General features: G+C 36.9%; 3 protein-coding genes. All 3 read right to left on the reverse strand.

From position 1 onward, the window contains the following. Positions 1-1,168 (reverse strand): transposase (locus FTV30_RS15850; protein ID WP_180001906.1); only part of this gene is annotated, 1,168 nt, incomplete at its 3' end. Between the two features lie 4 nt (positions 1,169-1,172). Next, positions 1,173-1,772, reverse strand: a complete 600-nt coding sequence (locus FTV30_RS15855; RefSeq protein ID WP_004280831.1) for an IS607 family transposase — start codon at positions 1,770-1,772, stop codon at positions 1,173-1,175. Next, positions 1,772-2,426, reverse strand: a 655-nt coding sequence (locus tag FTV30_RS15860) for a hypothetical protein (RefSeq protein WP_257228938.1), incomplete at its 5' end; no start/stop codon positions are given. The genes FTV30_RS15855 and FTV30_RS15860, both read right to left, overlap by 1 nt.

Raw genomic sequence — 2,426 nt, forward strand, 5'->3', positions numbered from 1 at the left:
CATTAAAACGATGAAAGCGATCTCCCTTGCGTGTGCCTATTAAAAGCCCACGTAAGAAAGAATCACTTTGCGAAGTGTATGCAGAATTGACTAGATGCACCGTAGAACCTCTACGGTGAGATATACCTGTTAGGGCATCGGCTAATAAGCCTTTAACCCATGTGTTTAAACGTCTATTGGTATTTTTACCATAGCTACGCTTACTTTGGATTGGTGCGGTTAAATCCTCCGCAACAATCACTTTGGCTTTATCAACCAACTTGTGAGTTGCTGTAAATATCAATGTCTTGAGCTTTGCTTTCTGAGCATCTTGCCTTTTATCTAGCTTCTTGCGACCTAGATTATTTAACTCAATTTTCTGTTTCTTGTGCGGTTTGGCTTTAGAAATCGCTCTGAGCTTATTTCTACGTTTGTACTTTTGATTTAGGTAGTCTGATTCACTTGAGATCAATTTACCTAAACCATTGCCATATACTTCACCATCAGAATCCACAAAGGCTTCTGAATAACCTTTATCAACACCTACGGTTTCCTGACCACAATCCTGTGTTTCAACTGCATCATAAGTTGAGTGAACTTCAACATTACCGTTTTTTAGAATGATTCTAAGTGTGCCTTGTGGCGCAAAATCAACAGTGGTGTTTAGTGGAATTTTAATGGTTTGTCGAGGGACTAGACTTGGCACTTTAAGCCAACATTGACCGTTTAGCTCAAAGGTTTTACACATATCCGCACGAACAATAATTTGATTATGTGTGTGATTAACACCATGCTTAAAGTGATTACGCATTTGACGATGGAGGAAATTATCAGTCATCCATTCATCTTTTTTAAGCAAGGTGTATAGTCTTTTTTGTTCATTATTACAGGAGGTGCGTTTTCGGATCGCCTGCTTTACTTTGTCTTTTGATGCTTCTCGATAGGCTTTAATATCACCTACGCAATCACGTAGCGTTTCTTTCCACGCATTTGCAGAAACACCAAAGTCACGACTTTCTTTCATCCACGCATCACGAATGGTTCTGTCGCTGATATTTAAACCTGCAACAGCACCATATTTAGCCCACACTTCGCTACGAACACGACCAAGTAAAACAGCTTGTTTTTCAAGTTGCTTGTACTTTTGCACATTCAAGTTTTTACAGTGATGGATGCGTGTTAGTTTCAAAAAGTTATTCCTTACTATTCACTAATTCTTTAACTTTTTCTTTGTATTTTCTTAATCCATAAAGTCGAGAAGAAAAACAATGAATAATCGCTAACAGGTCTTGAGTTACTTCTTCCGTTGGGGAAAGAGATTCTTGATTCATAATAATAATTTTACAACCATGTCTTTCAGCAAAAGATTCAAACCACTCAAAACCAAAACGCACCAAACGGTCTTTGTGAGCGATGACAAGCATTGAAACTTTACCCATTTCAATATCAAGAAAAAGCTGATTGAATTTCTTTCTTTTATAATTCAAACCACTTCCAATCTCTGACACCCAATCATCAACAGCATAGCCATTTACAGTACAAAAAGTTTCTAAAGCTGACACCTGATTAGCTAAATCGGGCTTTTGAGCAACACTAGATACCCTTGAATAAACAATTACTGACGATTTAGCTTCCGTTGCTTTTATACCGATATATTCAAGGTATTGATCGTGCGTGTAGTATCTGCGATTTTTAGGATTTCGACATGCAACCAAAATACCTTCGGCATCCCATCTTTGTAGAGTTTTAACCGACTTCCCAATCATTTCACCGAATTTAGCAGGAGAATACATTAATCAATCTCCGCTAACTTCTTGAAATCCTCAAGTGTATAGTCTTTAAATATGGATTCATCACAATATATGGCTAGATCATTGTCTTCATCCCATCCACAGATAGGGCATGTATAAGGGGATGATGCGACTCCTAGCTGATTATATTTTAATAAAATATCGTCACAAACCTCATAAAGTTCTGAATCCTCATGATGATCAACAACTTCAAGGAAAATTAGTTCACTAATATTTTCTGCAAATTTTTTGTATTTTTCAGGCACTTCTAGTTGATATAGCTCTACTAAATCATCTAGTTTTTTAGCGCAAGCATCACCAAAAATCTCTAATAATTTTTCCTCATATTCTTGACAGCGCATACCTTGTCCTGAAACGTGAGTACATTCAGAAAAGCCTGTATTTGCATTAATAAAATCAGCATAGGTGGGGCATTTATCGGAGAGTGATTGATTCGTTTTTTCAGGGTACGAAGAACAATCATAGCCTAAATCTACAATATCGGTTTCATAGAAATCATTCTTTGACCACTCACCATAGACCCATGATGCAAATTCCTTAATAAACCCATCTTTATTTTCAGGGGATACAAAATAAGCAAGGTCTTGCTCTACTTTCTTTAAGCTTTCAGTCAAGTATTTCATTGCAAGTTTTTTT

Source organism: Acinetobacter sp. YH12255 (assembly GCF_013417355.1).
Lineage (GTDB): Bacteria > Pseudomonadota > Gammaproteobacteria > Pseudomonadales > Moraxellaceae > Acinetobacter > Acinetobacter pseudolwoffii.

Coding starts and splice junctions, on each gene's coding strand:
- FTV30_RS15855 (WP_004280831.1), bottom strand. CDS start 1,772: ATGTATTCTCCTGCTAAATTCGGTGAAATGATTGGGAAGTCGGTTAAA.